General features: G+C 38.8%; 21 protein-coding genes. 11 read left to right on the top strand and 10 right to left on the bottom strand.

From position 1 onward, the window contains the following. Positions 1-5: 5 nt before the first annotated feature. From lysS to ACXZ1K_RS09175, 5 genes are all read right to left on the bottom strand, one after another. Complete coding sequence (gene lysS, locus ACXZ1K_RS09155; protein ID WP_458973081.1) at positions 6-1,727, bottom strand: lysine--tRNA ligase; 1,722 nt, start codon at positions 1,725-1,727, stop codon at positions 6-8. A gap of 100 nt (positions 1,728-1,827) precedes the next feature. After that, positions 1,828-3,741 carry an AMP-dependent synthetase/ligase gene (locus tag ACXZ1K_RS09160; protein WP_458973082.1) on the bottom strand — a complete coding sequence of 638 codons (1,914 nt, stop codon included), beginning with the start codon at positions 3,739-3,741 and terminating at the stop codon, positions 1,828-1,830. Between the two features lie 93 nt (positions 3,742-3,834). Further along, on the bottom strand, positions 3,835-4,161 hold the full coding sequence (locus ACXZ1K_RS09165; RefSeq protein WP_458973083.1) for a HesB/IscA family protein: 327 nt from the start codon (positions 4,159-4,161) through the stop codon (positions 3,835-3,837). 15 nt (positions 4,162-4,176) lie between these two features. Next, the gene (gene iscU / locus ACXZ1K_RS09170) at positions 4,177-4,590 is read right to left on the bottom strand and encodes a Fe-S cluster assembly scaffold IscU (protein ID WP_458973084.1); all 414 of its coding nucleotides are present in this window, start codon (positions 4,588-4,590) and stop codon (positions 4,177-4,179) included. A gap of 15 nt (positions 4,591-4,605) precedes the next feature. Then, positions 4,606-5,817: an IscS subfamily cysteine desulfurase gene (locus ACXZ1K_RS09175; protein WP_458973085.1), complete on the bottom strand. Its 1,212-nt coding sequence runs from the start codon at positions 5,815-5,817 to the stop codon at positions 4,606-4,608. Between the two features lie 123 nt (positions 5,818-5,940). Here ACXZ1K_RS09175 and mce point away from each other — a divergent pair, with 123 nt between their 5' ends. The 7 genes from mce to ACXZ1K_RS09210 all read left to right on the top strand — a co-directional run bounded on the left by mce (position 5,941) and on the right by ACXZ1K_RS09210 (position 11,308). Continuing rightward, positions 5,941-6,345, top strand: coding sequence for a methylmalonyl-CoA epimerase (mce, locus tag ACXZ1K_RS09180; RefSeq protein ID WP_458973086.1), 405 nt, complete (start codon positions 5,941-5,943; stop codon positions 6,343-6,345). Between the two features lie 131 nt (positions 6,346-6,476). Further along, entirely contained in the window at positions 6,477-6,725 is a 249-nt protein-coding gene (locus ACXZ1K_RS09185; RefSeq protein ID WP_458973087.1) for a type B 50S ribosomal protein L31, read from the top strand. A gap of 71 nt (positions 6,726-6,796) precedes the next feature. Continuing rightward, positions 6,797-7,951, top strand: coding sequence for a putative sugar nucleotidyl transferase (locus ACXZ1K_RS09190; RefSeq protein ID WP_458973088.1), 1,155 nt, complete (start codon positions 6,797-6,799; stop codon positions 7,949-7,951). A gap of 39 nt (positions 7,952-7,990) precedes the next feature. After that, positions 7,991-8,752, top strand: a complete 762-nt coding sequence (gene tpiA, locus ACXZ1K_RS09195) for a triose-phosphate isomerase (RefSeq protein ID WP_458973089.1) — start codon at positions 7,991-7,993, stop codon at positions 8,750-8,752. Beyond that, entirely contained in the window at positions 8,752-9,591 is an 840-nt protein-coding gene (gene prmA, locus ACXZ1K_RS09200) for a 50S ribosomal protein L11 methyltransferase (protein ID WP_458973090.1), read from the top strand. The genes tpiA and prmA overlap by 1 nt, the downstream gene beginning before the upstream one ends. 2 nt (positions 9,592-9,593) lie before the next feature. Then, on the top strand, positions 9,594-10,952 hold the full coding sequence (locus ACXZ1K_RS09205) for a UDP-N-acetylmuramate--L-alanine ligase (RefSeq protein WP_458973091.1): 1,359 nt from the start codon (positions 9,594-9,596) through the stop codon (positions 10,950-10,952). 26 nt (positions 10,953-10,978) lie between these two features. Further along, the gene (locus tag ACXZ1K_RS09210) at positions 10,979-11,308 is read left to right on the top strand and encodes a helix-turn-helix domain-containing protein (protein ID WP_458973092.1); all 330 of its coding nucleotides are present in this window, start codon (positions 10,979-10,981) and stop codon (positions 11,306-11,308) included. A 3-nt stretch (positions 11,309-11,311) separates the two neighbouring features. Here the strand turns inward: ACXZ1K_RS09210 and ACXZ1K_RS09215 are convergent, their stop codons facing one another. The 4 genes from ACXZ1K_RS09215 to ACXZ1K_RS09230 all read right to left on the bottom strand — a co-directional run bounded on the left by ACXZ1K_RS09215 (position 11,312) and on the right by ACXZ1K_RS09230 (position 16,858). Then, entirely contained in the window at positions 11,312-12,433 is a 1,122-nt protein-coding gene (locus ACXZ1K_RS09215; protein ID WP_458973093.1) for a GNAT family N-acetyltransferase, read from the bottom strand. Between the two features lie 67 nt (positions 12,434-12,500). After that, positions 12,501-12,650, bottom strand: a complete 150-nt coding sequence (locus ACXZ1K_RS09220; protein WP_458973094.1) for a hypothetical protein — start codon at positions 12,648-12,650, stop codon at positions 12,501-12,503. A 490-nt stretch (positions 12,651-13,140) separates the two neighbouring features. Next, positions 13,141-16,086: a sensor histidine kinase gene (locus ACXZ1K_RS09225; RefSeq protein WP_458973095.1), complete on the bottom strand. Its 2,946-nt coding sequence runs from the start codon at positions 16,084-16,086 to the stop codon at positions 13,141-13,143. Continuing rightward, positions 16,076-16,858, bottom strand: a complete 783-nt coding sequence (locus ACXZ1K_RS09230) for a LytR/AlgR family response regulator transcription factor (RefSeq protein WP_458973096.1) — start codon at positions 16,856-16,858, stop codon at positions 16,076-16,078. The genes ACXZ1K_RS09225 and ACXZ1K_RS09230 overlap by 11 nt, the downstream gene beginning before the upstream one ends. 175 nt (positions 16,859-17,033) lie before the next feature. Between ACXZ1K_RS09230 and ACXZ1K_RS09235 the strand changes: the two genes are divergently transcribed. Together ACXZ1K_RS09235 and ACXZ1K_RS09240 are read left to right on the top strand one after the other, a co-directional pair. Then, entirely contained in the window at positions 17,034-17,738 is a 705-nt protein-coding gene (locus ACXZ1K_RS09235; protein ID WP_458973097.1) for a ferritin-like domain-containing protein, read from the top strand. A 17-nt stretch (positions 17,739-17,755) separates the two neighbouring features. After that, positions 17,756-18,625, top strand: a complete 870-nt coding sequence (locus ACXZ1K_RS09240) for a ferritin-like domain-containing protein (protein WP_458973098.1) — start codon at positions 17,756-17,758, stop codon at positions 18,623-18,625. A 74-nt stretch (positions 18,626-18,699) separates the two neighbouring features. Here the strand turns inward: ACXZ1K_RS09240 and mqnC are convergent, their stop codons facing one another. Next, a complete protein-coding gene (mqnC, locus tag ACXZ1K_RS09245; protein ID WP_458973099.1) occupies positions 18,700-19,824 on the bottom strand; it encodes a cyclic dehypoxanthinyl futalosine synthase in 1,125 nt (374 codons plus the stop codon). A gap of 82 nt (positions 19,825-19,906) precedes the next feature. On the opposite strand from mqnC, the gene ACXZ1K_RS09250 reads away from it, so the two are divergent. Both ACXZ1K_RS09250 and ACXZ1K_RS09255 read left to right on the top strand, forming a co-directional pair. Continuing rightward, positions 19,907-21,151, top strand: a complete 1,245-nt coding sequence (locus ACXZ1K_RS09250; RefSeq protein WP_458973100.1) for a M16 family metallopeptidase — start codon at positions 19,907-19,909, stop codon at positions 21,149-21,151. After that, positions 21,144-22,421, top strand: coding sequence for a M16 family metallopeptidase (locus ACXZ1K_RS09255; protein ID WP_458973101.1), 1,278 nt, complete (start codon positions 21,144-21,146; stop codon positions 22,419-22,421). Before ACXZ1K_RS09250 ends, ACXZ1K_RS09255 begins: the two co-directional genes overlap by 8 nt. Positions 22,422-22,425: the final 4 nt, after the last annotated feature.

The following is a 22,425-nucleotide window of genomic DNA, read 5'->3' on the forward strand; positions in this document are numbered from 1 at the left end:
TTTTGTTAAGAGAACCAAGCAGTTACTTCTTCTTTTGTAGGCATTGTCAATTCCAGTTTTAGCTTTTTACGCATGCCTCCAAGGTCGTTAAACACTTTATTCGGGTTGGCGGCTTTCAGCTCTTCAATGGTATTGATGCCCATTTTCCTGATTACTTGTACCCATTCTGCAGCTACCCCTTCGTTTATGAAATCCTCATCAGTGGTTACTTTTACCTTCTTTTCCGGGCGCATTTGGGGGAAGAAAAGTACTTCTTGTATGGTGGATTGATTCGTCATCAGCATCACCAATCTATCTATGCCAATACCCAATCCAGATGTTGGAGGCATACCGTATTCTAACGCGCGAATGAAGTCATCGTCCATCGCCATTGCTTCATCATCGCCTCTGGCGGCTAAAGTCAACTGGTCTTCGAATCTTTCTCTTTGGTCTATTGGATCATTCAGCTCCGAATAAGCGTTTCCAATTTCTTTGCCCATTACAAACAATTCGAAACGCTCTACCAGACCTTCTTTGCTGCGGTGCTTTTTAGCAAGGGGGGTCATCTCTAAAGGATAATCTGTAATGTAGGTCGGCTGAATCAGGTTCGCTTCTACTTTCTCACTGAATATTTCATCTACCAGTTTACCGCGACCCATACTTGAATCTATTTGTATATTCAAACTTTTACATGTTTCCTGCAGTTCTGCTTCAGTCATTGCTGACACATCAATTCCGGTATATTTTTGAATTGACTCGTACATGGTCAATTTCTCGTACGGACCTTCAAAGTTTATTTCATGTGCACCCACAGTAACGGTTGATTTACCATGTATGGCAACAGCTATTTTTTCGAAGCATTGTTCTACCATGGACATCATCCAGATATAGTCTTTATAGGCCACATAGATCTCCATTGAAGTAAACTCCGGATTATGTGTCCTGTCCATACCTTCATTTCGGAACATCTTGCCGAATTCATAGACGCCATCAAAGCCGGCTACTATAAGCCTTTTTAAGTAAAGCTCATTAGCAATACGAAGATAAAGTGGCATGTCCAGCGTATTGTGATGGGTGGCAAAAGGCCTAGCCGCGGCTCCACCGTGAATGGGTTGCAGGATAGGAGTTTCCACTTCCATCCAACCCTGATCATCAAAATAGTTCCTCATGGTATTAATTACCTTTGACCGGTTGATGAAAATTTGTTTAAAATCTGGATTTACGGTAAGATCAACATAGCGCTGCCTGTATCTTAATTCAGGATCGGTAAAACCATCATATATATTTCCTTCCTCATCACGTTTAACAACAGGAAGTGGTTTTAAAGATTTTGATAATAGTGTAAGGGAGGTAACATGGATGGAAATTTCGCCAGTTTGGGTGGTAAATACATATCCTTTAATCCCGATAAAATCACCAAGATCCAGTAGTTTCTTGAAAACGGTATTGTAAAGCGTTTTGTCTTCATCCGGACAAAGGTCGTCACGTTTAAGGTAGGCCTGTATTCTGCCGGTCGAATCCTGCAGTTCAACGAATGAAGCACTTCCCATAATGCGGCGGGACATAATCCTACCCGCAATACTAATATTCTTATATGCTGTTTTATCGCGCTCGTAGTTCGCTGTTATATCTGCAGCATTTGCATTGATTTCAAATGCCTCGGCAGGGTAGGGATTGATACCTAATTCACGCAGTTGTTGAAGCGAGCTGCGGCGAAATACTTCTTGTTCTGATAGTCCTGTACTCATGTTTATGCTATACGGCAATAGCCGAATAATTTAGTTGTCTATATGATTTTGGCAAAAATAGGCAATTGAATGGTTTTAAAATTATTTTTTTGTCAAGCAATTAATCTGCTTCAACGGACTCATTATACATTTCTTCAATTGCATCTGCATATTTTTTTTCAACTACCTTTCTTTTTATTTTAAGCGTTGGCGTTATTTCGCCCGCTTCCATACTGAACGGGTTACGTTTAACTTTAAAGTTTTTAATACGCTCAAATTTTGATAACTCGGTTGAGAGTTGCTTAATGTCTCTTCCAATCCAGTCGTTAATTTCCTTGTTTTCAATAAAAAGGTTGTCGTCCTGGAAAAAAGATGCCGAGAGATCGAATTCCTCCTGGAGGTTTTCCTGGTTAGGAATGATAATGGCAGTTAGGTATTCCCTTTTATCACCAACAAGAAATAGCTGATCTATCTTTGAACTTTTTAAATAGATATTTTCTACAGGTGTAGGATAAACATTTTTACCATATGCGTTGACAATCATGTTTTTTAATCGATCCGTTATTTGAAGGTTTCCCTTAAAGAACCGCCCAATATCACCAGTGTGAAACCACTGATCTTTATCTATTGCTTCTGCAGTTTCAGCAGGCTTATTAAAATAACCTTGCATTACGCAATGCCCCCTAACAATAATTTCACCCTCTTCGCAGGTAAAATTCTCATTGAAAGACTCATGCGTCTGTACGTTGATCATTTCTTTAGTTTCCACATCCTGAATGCCAATTTCAATTCCCGGAATTACGCGCCCAACAGTGCCATAAACTTGACGATGATATTCTGTAACTGCCATTACTGGCGATGTTTCTGTTAAGCCAAATCCTTCCAGGATTTTGATTCCCAGATTTCCAAAAAACTCACCAACATTCTTTGGAAGTGCGGCCCCACCGGATATCATAAATTTCAGTCTGCCTCCAGTTTTCTCTTTTATTTTGCTGAATACCAGCTTCTCTGCGATGGCTTTCTTTGCCGAAAGCAACAGACCCGGGTTTGCTCCAGCCTCTTTTTTCTTCCTGTATTGTTGACCAGTTTCCAGTGCCCACAAAAATATTTTTGCTTTCGTACCACCAGCCGATGTTCCACTTTTTATCGCCTTGTCGTGGATTTTTTCAAGCAGCCTGGGTACGCAGTTCATTACAGTAGGCCTTACTTCACCCATATTCTTTGCCAGCAGTTCCAGGCTTTGTGCAAATGCGATTTTACACCCTTGGGCACAACATACGTGATAAGTTGCAGTTCTTTCAAACACGTGTGATAAAGGAAGGAAGGAAAGAAATGTCTCCGTCTCATCTATTACTGGTATTTGCTGAAGGCACACCTCAACATTTTTCACAAAATTATGGTGAGAAAGCATTACACCCTTTGGGGTACCCGTAGTTCCGGAAGTGTAGATTAGCCCTGAAGTGTCTGATGGTCTTAAAGAAGATCGTATTGATGCTATCTTGGATACTACTTCAGTAGTTAGCGCAGATTTATTCTCTAAAATATCCTGAAAGTATACTACTTTAGGCTGCAGGTCTCTTGGTAGCTCCACTTTAGTGTATTCCGGAAATGCTGGAATCAGGTATGATAAGTTGGTACAGTTATTTGCGATCTTTAGTATTTTCTTAAACAGGAACGTGTTTCCAATTAGAATGGCCTTAATGCCAGAATCATTGATGATATACTGTACCTCCTGTTCTGAAAGGGTAGGATAGATGGATACGTTTATGGCCCCAATCTGTTGGATACCCTGATCATAGTACACATATTCTGGTGAATTTTCAATCATTAGTCCCATCCTGTCGCCTTTTACTATGCCTTTATAAAGGCAAAATGCAGAAACAGCATCCGCATTGTCCAGCGTTTCACGATAAGAAATTTCCTCCCATTCGGTACCTTTTTTGTGAATTAGAAATGTTTCTTCGGGTCTATGAATGTTTTCTACTACGTTTCTGAGCAAACTCGGAACAGTTGAGAACTCATTAAATGATACCATATTAATTGTAATTAGCTCGTTAAGAAATATACAGGTTATCTATATAACAAAAAAAGGGCGCCATAGCGCCCTTTCAAATATAGTAATTGAAAATTAAACGGAGAAACTTTCACCGCACCCGCAAGACCGGCTCGCATTAGGGTTGTGAAAATTAAAACCTTTGCCGTTTAAACCATCTGAAAAATCAAGTTCAGTTCCTGCCAGGTACAAGAAAGATTTCATGTCCAAAGCAATCTTAATGCCTCTGTCCTCGAAAAACTGATCGCCTTTTTGCTCCTCATTATCGAAGTCCAGGTTATAAGAAAGGCCTGAGCAACCGCCACCTTTAACCGAAACGCGTAAGAAATAGTGCTCATTCATATTTGCATCTTGCATCAGGTGATCTATTTTACTCTTTGCTTTATCTGTTATTGTGATCATAATCGTAGTTATTAATTAGTGATGAGACTTAGCAAGCTCAAATGGTTCCAAACCATTTTTAACCCGGTAGTCGTTGATAGCTGATTTAATTGCGTCCTCAGCCAATACCGAACAGTGAATTTTAACAGGAGGAAGTGCCAATTCTTCAACGATATCCATATTGTCAATAGCCAATGCTTCATCAACCGTTTTACCTTTTAGCCATTCTGTAGCCAGTGAAGAAGATGCAATTGCAGATCCACAACCAAAAGTTTTAAATTTTGCATCAGTGATCACATTGTTTTCATCAACCTCTATCTGCAAACGCATTACGTCGCCACACTCAGGTGCACCAACTAATCCTGTTCCAACAGACTTGCTATCCTTATTTAAAGTACCAACGTTTCTTGGGTTGGTATAGTGTTCCATTACTTTTTCTGAATATGCCATGTTATATTTTCTTTATTAGTGTTCTGCCCACTCTATTTTACTTAAATCAATTCCTTCTTTAAACATTTCCCAAAGAGGAGAAAGGTCTCTCAGGTGATTAACTGCTTTCTTAGTGTTTTCAATCGCATAATCGATTTCTTCTTCAGTTGTAAAACGACCTAATCCAAAACGTATCGAAGAGTGTGCCAAGTCATCTGACAGGCCAAGACTTTTTAGTACGTAAGAAGGTTCTAAAGATGCTGAAGTACAAGCTGATCCTGAAGATACTGCCAGGTCTTTCATCGCCATCATCAAGCCTTCGCCCTCAACATATTTAAAAGAGATATTAGCCACGTGAGGCAAACGGTGTTCCACATTCCCGTTCACATAACTTTCTTCCAACACAGTTAGTGCGCTTTCCAACTTATCTCTCAAACCTGATAAGCGTTTTGCTTCGCTTTCCATTTCTAAACGGCAAAGCTCACATGCTTTACCAAGCCCAACAATACCGGGAACGTTTAATGTCCCTGAACGCATACCGCGTTCGTGTCCACCACCATCCATTTGCGCTGTTACTTTAACCCTAGGGTTTTTACGACGTACATATAAAACGCCAACACCTTTAGGTCCATACATTTTATGAGCAGAAAAGGCCATCAGGTCAATTCCGTCCGCATTAACATCAACTGGTATTTTACCAACAGCCTGAGTTGCGTCTGTCATGAACAAAGCACCGTATTTATGCGCTATTGCTGAAATCTCTTTAACTGGTTGTACAACCCCAATCTCGTTGTTACCATACATAATGGTCACAAGGATTGTTTGCTCAGTCATGGCTGCCTCAAGTTCCTGAAGATCTATTAAGCCATCTTCTTTAACTTTCAGATAGGTTACCTTAGCGCCAAGTTTTTCAAGGTGTTTACAAGTGTCAAGAACTGCTTTATGCTCTGTTGTAGCAGTGATAATGTGATTGCCCTTATCCTGGTACATCTCGTATACACCTTTGATACCAAGATTATCGGCCTCGGTAGCTCCCGATGTAAATATGATTTCTTTCTCGGTACAGCCAATTAATTTTGCAGCTTGTTCTCTTGCATAATCAACCCCTTCTTCTGCAACCCAACCAAAAGCATGGTTACGGCTTGCAGCATTGCCGAATTTATTTGTGAAGTAGGGTAACATTGCTTCCAGTACTCTGGGATCCAGAGGAGTAGTTGCATTGTTATCTAAGTAAATAGGAAGTTCCATTATTTGTTATTATCTTAATAATGAACAAAGATACTAAAAAAGTATCCCAATAATTATAATTAATACCTATGACGGTATAGGTAAAACCCGCATTTTTACATTCCCTTAACGGTTTGTCAGATTATGAAGAACATAGAACATATTGGTATTGCGGTTAAAGACTTAGCCCAGGCCTGCGATTTGTACGAACAGCTGCTTGGAGTTCCGGTTTTTAAGAAGGAAACTGTTGGGTCAGAAGGAGTGGAGACTGCTTTTTTTCTTACTGGCAGCAGTAAAATTGAATTGCTTTCTTCCATTACTGATGAAAGTCCAATCTCTAAATTTTTGGAGCGGAAGGGCGAGGGGATACACCACATTGCTTTTGAGGTAGAGGATATTTTACTTGAAATGGATCGATTGAAAAGGGAGGGATTCGTTCTGTTAAATGAGCTTCCTAAAAAGGGTGCCGATAATAAGCTGATTTGTTTTGTGCACCCTAAAAATACCCATGGCGTTTTAGTAGAGATTTGCCAGGAAATAAAGTCCTAATAATAAACCGATTAAACTTGTGTTAATAGGCTTCCAGATTTTTTCAACAGATTCTTGTTAATGAAAAATAAATTTACGATATTTGCATCCTTTAAAATAAGCGACAATAGACAATATAAGTATATAATAATATGAAAAAAGATCTGCATCCATCAAACTATAGATTTGTAGTATTTAAAGATATGTCAAATGAATACTCTTTTTTAACTAAATCTTGTGTAGATACTAAAGAGAGCATTACCTGGGAAGACGGCAAAGAATATCCTCTTTATAAGCTGGAAATTTCTCATACTTCACACCCATTCTATACTGGTAAAATGAAGTTAGTTGATACCGCTGGTCGTATCGATAAATTCAAAACGCGTTACGCTAAGAAGTAATTCTTTCATTTTATAAATTATTTTAAAGTCCCCTTGCTGATGCATCGGGACTTTTTCTATTTTTGTTGCTTATGACAATCAATTTATTTGATGACAGTGCATGGCATACTTTGCTCCCACTAACTTTTACCCGTCCGGTAGCAGATCTTCGGATCGGCATCTTAACAATTGCGCAAAAGTGGGAAAGATCTTTAAACGCACAAGCAGGTTATATTACCTCAGCCTATCTTCAATTCAAATATCCGAAAGCTGCTGACGCCAAAATCTTTATAAATGGATCTGTTTGCCCGAATGAGGCGCTAATTAATACAGTTCTATCTTTGAAATCTGGCGAAGCCCTCTATCATAAGGGACTGCTAATCGCTTATACAGAAGACATCAGTCCAGCTACCTTGAAACCAATTCAATTTGACCATGATTTGGTGAGCGTAGTATATCCTGAGGATATATTTAAATTGAATGATCATGAAATTCGTAGTGATTTTAAATTGATCACCGAAGGGCGCACATCAGTACAGCTCAGTGCTACAAACACTTTTTTAGGCGATAATATTTTTGCTGAAGAGGGGGTAGAGGTAGAGTGCTCGACTTTGAACAGCTTGTCGGGCCCTATTTATCTTGGAAAAAATTCTCAAATATGGGAAGGTTGTAATATCCGAGGCTCGTTTGCCCTGTGTAACGATTCTCAGGTAAAAATGGGAGCAAAGATCTACGGCCAAACCACGGTAGGTCCTTTCAGCAGAGTAGGTGGTGAAATCAATAATGCCGTCATCTGGGGATACTCATCTAAAGGTCATGAGGGATATCTGGGTAATTCAGTAATGGGACAATGGTGTAATATCGGCGCAGACAGTAATAATTCTAACCTCAAAAATAACTATGCTGAGGTTCGGCTTTGGGATTATAATACGGAAAGCTTCCGTAAAACCGGACTTCAGTTTTGCGGATTGATCATGGCAGATCACTCTAAATGCGGTATAAATACCATGTTTAATACTGGCACAGTTGCAGGGGTAAGTGCCAATATATTTGGCGCTGGCTTTCCAAGAAACTTTATCCCAGATTTTGCCTGGGGAGGTGCCCAGGGCTTTGAGGTTTATAGCCTCAAGAAAATGTTTGAAACTGCAACTAAAGTCTACGAACGCAGAGACATCGTTTTTAATCAAGTGGAACAGGATATCCTAACTCAGGTCTTCGAAGACACTAAAAAACACAGACACTTTTAAGATCTTTTTGATCAAGTTATAAATAGAACCAAAAATATTATGAGAAAAAAAATAGTAGCAGGAAACTGGAAGATGAATTTGGAATATGCTGAAGGCATTTCTTTATTTTCAGAAATCGTTAACATGGTTAAGGACGAGAAAAAAGGTGAGCAAATTGCCATCATTTGCGCGCCTTTTATCCACTTGAACAGCTTGGCTCAACTTGGCGGAAGTACCGTTTACATTGGAGCTCAAAATTGCCACCAAAAAGAAAGCGGTGCTTATACAGGTGAAACCTCTGCAAAAATGATCAAATCAGTAGGATGTGGGTACGTCATTATTGGACATTCCGAAAGACGCCAATATTTTGCTGAGTCTGATGAGTTGCTAGCTGAGAAAACGACCATTGCATTACAAAATGGGCTAACCCCTCTATTTTGTATTGGAGAAACTTTGGATGAGCGTAACAATGGAAGTTATTTTGAGGTGTTGAAATCTCAATTGGTTAACGGTGTTTTTGGACTATCTGGTGCAGACTTTTCTAAGGTAGTTATCGCTTACGAACCTGTATGGGCTATTGGAACTGGCTTAACTGCTACTTCGGAGCAAGCACAAGAAGTACATGCTTTCATCCGTAAAGAAATTGCTGCACAATACGATCAGGAAGTTGCGGATAACACCTCAATTCTGTATGGCGGAAGCTGTAACCCAAAAAATGCTGCAGAGCTTTTTGCACAGGCAGATATCGATGGCGGCTTAATTGGCGGTGCTTCTTTAAAATCAAGGGATTTTGTTGATATTATCAAAACCTTCAATTCTTAATGCAATATATCCAAGTTACATTTCAATTTGAAGCCATAGAAGATTACCAGAGAGATCTCTTGATTGACGATCTGGCTGGTATTGGTTATAATACCTTTGATGAAGTTGATAACGGCTTTGCTGCCTTTATAGATTTCGATTCTTACCATGCGGAAAAACTTGAAGCTGTCACAGCGCAGTTAGATGAAGAGCTAAAGTTCAGTTATACCATTACAGAAATTGCCGCTGAAAACTGGAATGAAGAATGGGAAAAGAACTTTGAGCCCTTAACCATCGACAATAGGTGCTACGTTAGGGCAACCTTCCATAAGCCCCGGCCAGAATTTGAATATGAGATTGTCATAGACCCAAAGATGGCTTTTGGAACAGGTCATCATCAAACTACCACCATGATGATGCAGTATCTCCTGGAAGGTGATATTAAAGGTAAAGCTGTTCTTGACATGGGATGTGGCACAGGAATTTTGGCCATTCTTGCTGGTAAACTTGGTGCCACCGAGCTAGTTGCGATAGACAATGACGATGTCTGCTATCAAAGTACATTGGAGAATACTTCCCTGAATGAAATAGAACACCTTATTGCTTTATGTGGTAGTAAAGAGAAAATCCCTAATCAGCAGTTTGATCTGATTCTGGCCAATATCAATAGGAATATACTTTTAGATCAAATACCTTATTATAGCCGGGCTTTAGTATCTGGAGGTGATATCTACTTCAGTGGATTTTATGAATCGCCAGATTTGGGAATGATCAGGGAAGCTTGTGAACAACTTGGTATCCGATACAAAGATCATAAACAAATAGGGGATTGGGTTGCTGCCCACTTTATTAAAGACTAATTATGCGTATACACTTTATTGCAATAGGCGGAAGCGCGATGCATAACCTCGCCATAGCGCTTCATAAAAAGGGTTATAAGGTTACAGGTTCTGATGATGTTATTTTTGAGCCATCTGCAGGTAGATTAGATAAGTATGGCTTATTACCAGTGCGGATGGGCTGGTATGAGGATCAGATTACTGAAGATCTCGACGCAGTAATATTAGGAATGCATGCTCTGACCGATAATCCTGAATTGGTAAAGGCACAAATGCTGGGCTTAAAAATCTATTCTTACCCAGAATACATTTATGAACAAACAAAAGAAAAGCTAAGGATAGTAATTGGCGGAAGTCACGGTAAAACGACCATTACTTCCATGATCCTTCATGTTCTTAACTTTTATAAAAAGGATTTTGATTATCTGGTAGGAGCGCAATTGACGGGATTTGATACCATGGTTAAAATCACCAATTCAGCACCAATGATTGTGATAGAGGGAGATGAATATTTGGCCTCGCCAATTGACAGGCGACCAAAGTTTCATCTCTACAAAGCAAACATAGCGGTAATCAGCGGAATTGCCTGGGACCATATCAATGTTTTCCCCACTTATAAAGATTATGTGCGTCAGTTTGAACTTTTCATAGATACCATTCAAGTGGGAGGTCAACTTATATATTGTGAGGCAGATCAGGACCTTAAAAAGATTGCTGAAGAATCGATAGCACCCATTGATAAAATAGGCTATGATATTCCAGCGAATGAAATTATTAACGGAGTAACATTTCTCCTTCCGGATAAGACACCACTAGCTGTTTTTGGTGAACATAATCTGATGAATCTCAACGCTGCCCGCTTGGTATGCACAGCGGTAGGAATCTCCCAGACCGATTTCAATAAGGCAATAGCTTCCTTTACCGGAGCTGCCAAAAGGTTAGAGCTTTTGGGGAAAACTGATGAGACAAATGTTTATAAGGATTTTGCACACTCACCGTCTAAATTGAAGGCAACAATCGATGCAGTTAAAAGACAGTTTCCTGCTAGAAAATTAATTGCTTGTATAGAGTTGCATACGTTTAGTAGCTTAAATAAAGAATTTTTAAGTCAATATTGCGATAGTATGTCCCAGGCGGATTACGCAATTGTTTTTATTGATAAGAAAACATTCGAGCACAAAAAAATGGTTCCTTTTTCAGAATCTGATGTTCAGATAGCCTTTAACGATTCCAAAATTAAGTTTTTTGATAATGTTGCTTTGCTTAAAACATACCTCATAAGTTTAAATTATAACAAGGCAAACCTTTTAATGATGAGTTCGGGGAACTTTAGCGGTTTGGATCTCACTAATTTGGCACGTGAGTTGAACACTTCCGGTTAAACAAAGTATCACCCTAAACTTAAATTATGAATACTATAGGTAAAAACATTAGACAATTGCGTCAAAAAAATGGCTGGAGTCAGGGAGAAGTTGCAAAGCGTCTTAATATTTCTATACCAGCATTTTCCAAAATAGAAACAGGCATTACAGATATTAACATATCAAGGCTGGCCCAAATAGCCAACCTTTTCGAAGTATCCACAATGGACATTATTTCCAAAGAAGGAGAGAACCCACAGTCGCTGAACTTTGAAGAAATTAATAAGTTAAAAGAAAGATTATCTCAAAGAGAAGAAGAAATCATAAAACTTCAAAAGAAAGTAATAGACCTATACGAAGAAATCAGGGACAAATAGCACCTAGTTAAACGTTTTTCTCATTGTCAGGTGTCGCTTACCAAAAGTGGCACCTGTTGCTTCATGAATAGCTAACATTTTATCGTTAAAGTCCCCCACCCAAGATAGCTCAAGTTCGTCATACTGATTTAATGGCAAAACATATTCCTTTAGCTTTATGAAAAGCGCAGACTCAAGTCCATGCTTCTGGTAGGCTTGCTTTGTACCCATCACAATAGCCCTCATCCTGTTTACGCCAACCCATCTTCTGTATACAAATTTCAGCTTTTCGATAAGTCCGAGCTTACCTTTGAAGTCTTTAATCATCTGGTTCGCATCGGGAATGATCACTACAAAGGATGCTGGTTCGCCATTTAAGTAAGCAAACCAAATTAACTTCTCGTCCATTATGGTTTCCATTTTTTTAAAGCTTTCCAAAAGGGTCGCTTTTTTTATGGGAACGAAGTTCTCGAAATCTTTCCATGCATCGTTATAGATTTCCATTAGATCGTTAACATATTTCTCGGCAGATTTTTTTGAAAAATGCTCGAAGGTGTAACCTGGTTTATTGGAAACCCATGTGGCTATTTTAGTAAACCTTTCGGGAAAAGGTTTGCGGACTTGTAAGTGATTGGTAATTTGCTCGTACACCTTTTTAAAGCCATAACTGTCAAAAAGATCAAGATAGTAAGGGAAATTGTAATTCATTCCGTAGGATGGGGGTGTAAAGCCTTCAACAAGCAGGCCCCAAAATGAATCATTTTCTCCAAAATTTATTGGACCATCCATAGCTTCCATTCCATGCGCTTTTAGCCAGCCCTCAGCTTCTTTAAAAAGCACGTCCGCAGCATTCTGGTCGTTAATGCACTCAAATAATCCTACGCCACCGGTAGGTACTTCATACTGATAAGCTTTTTTCTCATTAATAAACGCAGCTATTCTACCAATAACCTTTCCATCGTCGCTTTTCAATATCCATCTTGTACATTTTCCATGCAGAAAGAAAGGATTCTTGCGCTCATTGAATATGTCCTCTATGTCATTGTCCAGAGGACAAATCCAATTGCTGTCATTCTTATAAAGAAAACGGGCAACATCCAAAAACGCTTTCTTACTTTCTTTGTCCGCTACGGGTTTTATTACCATACTAATAGTGATCGTTATAAACTAAAAAGCATCCATAAAGGATGCTTAAAAATTGTTCTATTAAGGGTTAATAATCGTCATCATCATCGTCAGCCCCATACGTATCGAATGTATCCAGATCATCCAGAGGCAGATCAAAGTCATCCTCGTCTTCATCCGCTAACTTCTTGTTCGTGGTTTCTTCGTTTGAATCTTCCATTTCGTCTTCCGGGTCCACTAAAGGACTTTTCTTGATTGGTTTCTTTGGCGCTTTCATTGATTAAAAATAAGTTACCTGAGGTTTTTATTTACAATTTAAATTTACGAAAAAGGTTTCAGATCCCGTAGACTGATTACAAAGATTTTCGTTGCCTCAAAAATAAAACAAAATTCAGTTTTAAGGAAGAGTTTATTTACAAATTATCAGGTTTTTTTAAATAGATCATTGGTTCTGATAATTTTAACGCGGTTTCTTAAGGTGTCCTAGTGCAAAAAATTATGGGCAAAAAAAAATGGTAAAGCTTGAACTTTACCATTTTTTAACACACAAATGAAACCTGAATTGAGATATAGTTTTAGGTTAGGTAAAATATCTTTGATCAATTCTATAAGAACGCTTTCTACAAACACTCGGTTTGTTTTAATATCTATAACAATGTTAATGCAATTCTTAAAATGATTTTTTAATAGTTAGTGAGTGGTATATTTAATTGAGTTAACGGTAAAAACTAATTCACAGGAATCAAAATAGCTACCGATGTACCTGATTTTCCTAACTGCTTAACATCAATTTGTATTGGATTTACTTCAACTTGATTAAGCAGGTTGATCCGTTCTTTGGTTAGACTCATTCCTTTGCTTACGTGGTCTCCTTTTTTCTCGGCAAGTGAATTGGTAATACCCACGCCGTCGTCTTTTATTAGAATTCTCAGTTGTGACTGACTAGCCAGTTCAATCCTTACCGTTATATTTCCTCCATCTTCTTTTGGCATAATACCATGCCATATTGCATTTTCAATGTAAGGCTGTAAGATCATTGATGGGATCATAGTTTCTTCGCGATCTATCTCCGGGGCAAGGTGAATGCTATAATTAAGCTTATCTCCAAATCTCTTTTTTTCCAAACTCAGGTATAAAGTGAGGTACTCAATTTCTTCATCCACTGAAATATAGCTCTTGGTACATATTTCCAAATTTTTCCTGATCAATCTCGCAAACCCGGTTAAAATTTTATTTGCAGATCCAGTATCTTTTGTGTTAATGTAGTGCTGTATGGAGTTCATTACGTTAAAAACAAAATGCGGGTTCATCATAGCCTGTAATGCCCGCTGCTCAAGCATTAATATTTTATTTTTTAATAGAAGCTGCTCCTGCTCTTTGTTTTTTTGTCTACGCGTTACATCTACTGCTACCTTGTAGAAGAAAAATACCGCAATCACAAATAAAATGGCGATGAACCAAAGCGACTGCCAAAAATGCTTTTCCAATTCAAAATTTACTATTGTTGGTTTGCTCCAGTTGCTGTCATTGCTTTTTGCACTCAGCTGAAAAGTATATTTTCCAGGTTCTAATGAACTAAATTCAAGTCTTCGGCTTTTCGTTTCAGTCCAATTGGCATCAGCTTTTAATCGATACCGGTAAGTCACATTTTTATTTTGAAAGTCTATCGCACTGTAGTGAAAGGTGATGTTATTTTTCGAGGGATCGAGCAAGTAGGATGGGTAGTCTAAACTGAGTTTTTTGTCATCATTTACAATGGCTGTTACAAATACTTTTGGGGCTTCCTTAAAGGGTTTTACCTGGTTAATGGAAAAATACACCAGCCCGTTGTTAGTTGCAAAATAAGCATGTGTATTGTCAACGTAAAGCCCGTTTACATCGTCTTTTAACAAAGAATTGGTATATTCAAACGTCTCTACTGAAACCAAATCTTTATTTAAAAAAACCTTATTTATGCCATTATTGGTAACCACCCATATGTTGCCATTTCTTATAAAGAGTTTTTTGCAGATGTTATCTGATAAGCCGTCTTTCTGACTTATCAACTTTATAATTTTGTTGTCTTTTATGCATACAATACCGTATCCATCTGTTGCCAATATAATCGTTCCATCTTCCAGTTGTTGAATATCATTTATCCTTTTAGTAAGTAAAGGACTGTCCTTGTAAAAATTAAATAATTTACCCTCTGATAATTCAGATAATCCATTTATGCTGGAGAACAGAAGTTTCTGGGTGTTGTCAAAGAATACACAGTAAGCTCTGCCAGGGAAAAAATCAGTACCTATTTTAAAGGAAAAGGAATTGAATTCAAATCTCTTATTTCTATCCGGTAGAATAACTACTCCAGAAGAAAGCGCAAGCGAAAGACTTTTATCTTTAGATATGCTGAAACTCTTGATCACAAACATAGAATTGTTTGTTTCTTTCAGATAATCAATCCTGGAGTTAATGTCATTGGCATTCGTAATTCTGCCTAATCCATATTCGCCGGCAAAATACATGGCGTTTATCTTGGGGTCGTAATTTAGTTGTCTAACGGTACTGTATTTTTCTCCATTTGGCAAGAAGAATTTCGTGATTTTATAATCATTGATCCCAACAATATTTATTGTTGCATCATCCATACCCAACCATAGCCTATTACTTCCATCCCTCGCAATGCTTCTTATCGCCTGGTTGCTCAAACCCTGACCTTCATCAATAACATACAAACGTTCATCTTTCCTGGGGAGCATATAAATCCCATTAGTTGTAGTAAACCATAAGTTGTTTTTTTCGTCCTTAATGATCTGACTGGCAGAAATATTACTCAGGTAATTAACTGTGCTTCCATCAGTTTGAATATTATGGATGCCCGAGTTGTTACTAAGCCAGATACCTTCAGACTCATCAATGTAGAAATAGCCGGGATTGTTGTTTAATAAATTTGAGTTGATCGTTTTTTTAAATATTTCCTGTCTGCCAACCCTAAGGATCAGACCGTTTTTATCAATAAATGCAAGTGTTTTATCTGGTAATGATAACGACATTTTATAGGAGATAGGGAGTGATTTATGCGATACTACTCGAAAATCCTTCCCAACTAGCATCCTTACACTGCGGTTGCTATAAGCCCAAATTCGTCCAGCTTTATCTTCATGAATAAAAGTGTTGATAAATTGCCGGTCGTTGTTGTTTGAAATAAATTTGGTGATTGATTTTCCATCCAGCATCACCAACAGATTTTTATTGGTGCCAAACCAAATTCGCCCACTTCTGTCTTGAAAAAATGAAACGATTATCGCATTGAATTTCAATAACTTAAGTAAGCTGTTATTGGTTTCATTATAGATCTTTCCGTTAAAAAAATAACTGAGTTGACCATTCAAGGCTAAGAACCATATTTTACCACTGCGATCTTCCTTTACCTGAAGAATTTGATTATCAGGTAAACCATCATCGATGGAGAAGTTTTCAAATATCGAACCATCAAATCGGCTAACCCCGGCATCTGTTGCAATCCAGATATAACCTCTGGAATCTTGTAAGGTAAAATAACAGTTGTTGCTGGGCAATCCTTCCTTTGTGGTAAAGTGGTTGAGGTAAATGGACTGGGCACGGGCCCCATTAATAAATCCTATAGACAGCATAAGTGTAGCTGCAAGCCAGAATTTTATTAGGTTATTTTTCATTTTCAAGACTCGTATACGCTTTAACTTTTTCCAAAAAGTCGCTCGCCCTTCTTCTGGAAACTGCAATTCTGTCACCGTTTTTCAGCGTAACTTCCAATCCGTTTTTTGAGTTGTATTCGTTCAGGTAATCAAGATTTACGATACTAGATTTATGTATCCTAATAAACTGATGGTCTGGTAGAATTTCTTCATATTCTTTAAGGACTTTTGATACGGTAATCTTTTCACCACCTGAGAGATAGAAAACAGAGTAATTGCTGTCGGCCTCAATATGAATAATATCCGACAAACTTACCACGCTGTAGCCCTGACCATTTGGAAGGCTAATTTTTTTAATCTCGGCGCGTTCGGAGAGTTGCTGCGATAAGTTTAAAAGGTTTTCGTTCTTTTCATTGGCTTTTCTGTTCAGCGAAATATATTTTGATGCCCTGTCTACAGCTTCTTTAAGCTCGTCAATATCTATCGGTTTCAACAGGTAATCAAGCGCATTTGCCTTAATCGCTTTTAGGGCATACTGATCGTAAGCAGTTGTGAAAATTACATGTGCATTGGTCTCTCTTACGGTGCTGATCAATTCAAAGCCATTCTCACCAGGCATAGCGATGTCAAGAAATACAAGGTCTGTTTGATTGTTAGACAGGATCGCACGCGCTTCTGCTACAGATTTCGCAATCCCCGTAACGTTGATGTTTTCGCAGTTTTCCTGTAAGAGAAAATAGAGGGAAGAACGTGCGAATTCTTCATCATCGACAATAATTGCATTAAGTACCATAACCTGTTTTATGTGGTGAATTTATCAAAAATAAGAGTGATTGATAATAATTTCTTTCGAATTAAAAAAACCGATAGTTTTTTTCTCTCGTATGTGACACTATAAAGACATAAACTTTGAAAGATAAAAACTTGTGTAAACGAGTTCAACCATTTAAAATCAAAACCCAATTACTATGAAAAACTTACAACAATTAGATGAGCAAGAAGAGAGGGGCATCCTTTCTGCTCCATTGCAACGTCGCTCTTTCCTGCAATATGCGGGTGCTGGTGTAGCTGGTGTAGCACTAGTAGCAGCAGGATGTTCTAAAGACCGCGGAGAATTGAACCCTTCTACAATGACGGGAGTGACATTAGACTTTAAAGACGATTTCGGTGTTTTAAACTATGCTTATGCATTAGAGCAATTAGAGGCCGCATTTTATATTCAAGTTGCATCAGCTCCACCAGCAGATTTCAGCGCAACTGAGAAAGCATATTTTCAAGACATTCAATATCATGAAATCGCACACAGAGAATTTTTCAAGAAAGCATTAGGTACTGCTGCTATTGGTAGTTTAGATGTTAATTTTTCAGCGATTAATTTTAGCAGCAGAACAAGTGTTTTAGCGACCGCAATGGCGTTTGAAGATTTAGGTGTTGCCGCTTATAATGGTGCCGGTATCCGTCTAAAATCAAACGACTATTTATTGCTTGCTGGAAAAATCGTTTCAGTAGAGGCTCGTCACGCAGCTTACATCCGTGATATTATTTCAAACGGAACTTTCGCAAGCTCACCTCAGGTTGATGCTAACGGATTAGATATGGCCCTGACTCCTGATAAGGTTCTTGCAGTTGCAGGCGCTTACATCAAAACAAAAGTAAACGTTATCAATCTTTAATCTTTAAAACAGAAATCATGAATATCTTAAATATATTAGACCAAATTGAAAAAGTAGACGGAGAAATCTACGAAAGGCTGAACCCGAGAAGAGCAGCGATGAAGGAATTCTTCAACGTTGGTAAAAAAGTTTCTTTAGCAGCTGTACCATTGGCATTAGGTTCAATGTTCACTAAAGCTTACGGTCAGTCAACTCCATCAGCTGTAGTTGATGTATTGAACTTCGCACTTTCTTTGGAATATCTGGAGTACCATTTTTACAATCATGCATTGAATGCTACTGTACCGACTCCAATTCCTACTGGCGCGCCTCTAGCTGCCATCACAACTATTCGTAACCATGAAGATGCTCACGTTAAATTATTAGCTGGTGCATTGGCTGGTAGCGCAAGATCGGTTTTGGTTTATGATAACTTTGACTATACTGCAGGCGGTGCGTTTGCTGACGTATTCACCAACTATCAGACCTTCCTTAAAATTGCATTAGCATTCGAAGATACAGGTGTAAGAGCTTATAAAGGTCAGGCAGGTGTTTTAAACGGAAACGCATATTTAACTACTGCATTACAAATTCATTCGGTGGAAGCACGTCATGCTGCCCATCTACGTCAAATGGTTGCAGCTAATGTAACTGGTGCATCTGGTTTAAAACCATGGATTAGTTTAGGTGCTGGTGGTGTATCCAACGATACTGGAATTGCTGCTGTAAATGCAGTTTATGAAGGAACAATTAAGGAAAACAACACTGTTCAAGCTGGAATTACCATTACTGGCATCGGTACTGGGGTTTCTGCGACTGCAGCAGCTGAATGTTTCGATGAGCCACTAACTAAAGCTGAAGTTGCAGCGATTGCAAACCAGTTTATCAAAACGGGTTACAAATTGTAATTAGCAAAGGATAATAATATTAAGGGAGGAGACTTTAGGGTTTCCTCCTTTTTTTTAAACAAATTAATTGAAATTTAGTAGTTGATTACCTGTTCTTCCAATTGCTCCGGTAAATCACGGTAGTTATACTGTTGGCCTCTCAGCTGAGGTTCAAAACCTGCTTCTCTTATTGCATCCTGAATACCCTTAGCAGTAAATCGGTGCGGTGCACCTGCTGCTGAAACCACATTCTCTTCAATCATAATTGAACCGAAGTCGTTTGCTCCCGCATGCAGACAAAGCTCTGCTACATTTTTGCCTACAGTTAACCAGGAAGCCTGGATATTCTTTACGTTAGGCAACATGATTCTGCTCAAAGCCAGCATACGGATGTATTCATCACCAGATACATTGTTGCTGATACCCCTCAGTCTTTTCAGTAAAGTGCCGTCATCCTGGAAAGGCCATGGTATAAATGCTAAAAACCCTTTAGCATACTCAGGCTTTTCACTTTGTACTTCACGGATCCATACCAGGTGCTCAAAACGTTCTTCAATGGTTTCTACATGGCCAAACATCATCGTTGCAGAAGTAGTGATGTCCAATTGATGAGCTGCACGCATGACATCCAGCCATTCTTGTCCGCCGCATTTTCCTTTTGAAATCAAACGTCGTACCCGGTCGTTCAAAATTTCTGCACCAGCTCCAGGTAACGAATCCATCCCTGCGGCTTTAAGGGCTCGCAGCACTTCTGTATGAGATATACCTTCCAACTTGGCCACATGGGCAATTTCAGGCGGACCTAAAGCATGAAGTTTTAAATCGGGATACAATTCCTTAAGCTTGCTGAAAAGGTCAGTATAAAACTGCAAACCAAGATCAGGGTGATGCCCCCCTTGTAAAAGCAATTGATCACCTCCTAATCTAAAAGTCTCCTCAATCTTAACCTTATAGGTTTCGATATCGGTAATGTAACTTTCATCGTGACCGGGTCTTCTAAAAAAATTACAAAACTTGCAATTTGCAATGCAGACATTAGTGGTATTAACATTTCGGTCTATTTGCCAGGTTACCTTTCCACTGGGTACTTGCTTTTTTCTAAGTTCGTTCGCAACAAAGGCCAATTCAGCAGTTGATGCATTTTCATACAAAAAAACACCTTCTTCTTTTGTTAAAAAATCAAAGTGTAAAGCCCTTTCTAATAGCGCTGCGGTTTCCATAACACAAACTTAGATAAAATGGCTTATTAAACACATTAGCCCATTGTCATATTTCCTATATTTGGCGCAATTATTTCAATTTATGGTAGAATTTAATCGCTTTACACTCTCCAATGGTTTACGTGTTCTCGTGCACGAAGACAACACCACGCCAATGGCCGTATTAAACATAATATATGACGTAGGGGCCAGAGATGAAGAGCAGGGTAAAACCGGCTTCGCTCATCTTTTTGAACACCTGATGTTTGGTGGATCGGTAAATATTCCAAGTTACGATGAACCACTCCAGCGTGTAGGAGGGGAGAATAATGCATTTACCAGCAATGATGTTACAAATTACTACATCACATTACCTGCGGTAAACCTGGAAACTGCATTTTGGTTGGAGAGCGACAGGATGCTAAGCTTGGCATTTTCAGAAAAGAGCCTGGAAACCCAACGTAACGTAGTTTGTGAAGAGTTTAAACAACGCTATTTGAATCAGCCATACGGCGATGTTTGGCTTAAACTGAGGCCGCTTGCCTATAAACAGCATCCATACCAGTGGGCTACCATCGGTCAGGACTTAAAGCAGATCGAAGAAGCGAAAATGGAAGATGTAAAGGCATTTTTCAAAAAGCATTATAATCCTCAAAACGCCATAATGGTTGTCGGGGGAGATATCAAAACTGAAGACGTAAAGGAACTCGCAGAGAAATGGTTCGGTTCAATTCCTGCCGGAGAGAAATACAACAGAAATTTACCAAAGGAAGAAGTTCAAACTGAAATGCGACAGGAAACAGTTACTGCCGCTGTACCTTTAAATGCCATATACATCGCATTTAAAATGCCGGAGCGAATGAATTCAGAATACCCATGCTACGATTTGCTGGTTGATATTTTATCGCAAGGGCAGTCATCACGACTGTATAACAGCCTACTTAAGGAACAGCAGCTTTTTAGTGATATCCATGCTTACCTAACGAGCAGTATTGACGAAGGATTGTTTATAGTAGAAGGAAAATTAGTAGAGGGAATTACTGTAGAAGTGGCAGAAGCAGCAGTATGGGCAGAGCTTTTCAAATTGACACAAGAGGAAGTTACCGAGGATGAGCTCACTAAAGTAAAGAACAAGTCGGAATCCATCATGTTATTTGCCGAAATGAGTTTGCTCGACAAGGCAATGAACCTTGCTTATTTTGAGTTGCTGGGTGATGCAGCTCTTTTGAATACTGAAATCGACAAATACCTTGCTGTTACGCCACAACGTATTATGAATGCAGCGAAGGCAACATTTCTAAAACAACAATCATCAACCTTGTATTACTTAACCCAACAAGATGCTTAATCGTACCATAGCTCCAGAATCAAGAGCGGTTCAGGATATAAATTTTTTTAAACCCGTTAAACAGCATTTAGACAATGGAATTCCTGTATTTACAATTAATGCTGGTCAGCAGGAGTTGGTACGTATTGAATTTCTTTTTCAAAATGTTAACTGGGATAAATCGAAACCGCTGCAATCATTAGCAGTAAGTCACCTCATCAATAATGGAACGGCAGACCTTTCCGCTAAGGAGATTGCAGATAGGGTTGATTATTATGGCGCATTTCTTCAAACCGAATACGGTGCAGACCTTTGTAGTGTAAAATTATATACCCTTAACAAGCATCTGGCTTCGGTATTGCCGGTGTTGTACAACATATTAAACGGAAGTATTTTTCCAGAGCAGGAACTAGCTATTTTTATACAAAATCAAAAGCAATCCTTGTCGGTTAGTCTGCAGAAGAATGATTTCCTGGCCAGGAAAGAATTTGCGCAAACCCTTTTCGGATCTACACCTTATGGATCTGATATTGCTGCGAAAGATTACGATGCGGTTAAAAGGGAAGATCTACTGGCGTATTTCAAAGCGGCGTACAAACCAGAGAACTGTACCATCATTGCGGCAGGCAAATTTGAAGATAACGAATACAGTATATTGAATTCAATAATGGGCAAAGGCTGGGCAAATAATGAGCCGTCGGTAAAGAACCATTTTGAGTTTTCTGCTGTGCCAGGCGCTGAAATTGTGATTGAAAAACCTGATGCCTTGCAATCTGCAATTAGGATGGGCATGCTTACCATCAACAGAAAACATGATGACTTTGCCGGATTACAAGTTTTAAATTGTGTGCTGGGTGGTTATTTTGGTTCCAGATTAATGTCTAATATCAGGGAAGATAAAGGTTACACCTATGGCATTGGTTCTGGAGTGGTGTCCTTGCAACAAACCGGGTATTTGTTTATTGCCACAGAAGTAGGTGCCGATGTATGCGGTGATGCACTAAATGAAATCGAGAAAGAGATAGAAACTTTAAAAACGACAGAAATTCCTGAAGAGGAGCTAGACCTTGTCCGCAATTACATGCTAGGCTCTTTACTGGGTAGTCTGGAAAATGCTTTCTCACATGCTGATAAGTTTAAGAACCTTCACTTTTCTGGACTTGATTATGGTTATTATGACCGCTACATCAAAACCGTACGTACGATAACACCAGATGAATTGAGAAAACTGGCTCACAAATATTTAAATAACACGGATTTCACCAAAGTGATTGCCGGTAAGAGATTTTAACTTC

It is taken from the genome of Pedobacter jaeyakensis, from assembly GCF_054461315.1.